Raw genomic sequence first — 274 nt, forward strand, 5'->3', positions numbered from 1 at the left:
TGCGACGGCAGACGACCACTGTCCACCTGCAGTCCTTCACGCCGGCCCGGCCGCCGGTGGTGCCGGGGCCCCCGCAACTGGGCCTCGCCTGGGCGCTGGCAGAGGCCCAGGCCCACCACCTGTCGGGGCTGGGGGTCTTCGCCCGCACCGAGCGGGCGCCGGCCAAGCGCAGGGCCGAGGAAGACGCCCCCGCCTACCTGGCTGCCGAACAAGGCCGCCTGCACGCCGTCCACGGCCAGTTGGCCACCGAAGCCGATCAGTGGTGGCAGGACTT

At 74.5% G+C, this 274-nt stretch carries 1 protein-coding gene; it reads left to right on the plus strand.

Translation table 11 applies throughout. From position 1 onward, the window contains the following. Positions 1 to 274: hypothetical protein (locus MFF21_RS23730; RefSeq protein ID WP_238315049.1), on the plus strand; the 274-nt coding region annotated here is incomplete at both ends.

It is taken from the genome of Methylobacterium organophilum (genome assembly GCF_022179465.1).
Lineage (GTDB): Bacteria > Pseudomonadota > Alphaproteobacteria > Rhizobiales > Beijerinckiaceae > Methylobacterium > Methylobacterium organophilum.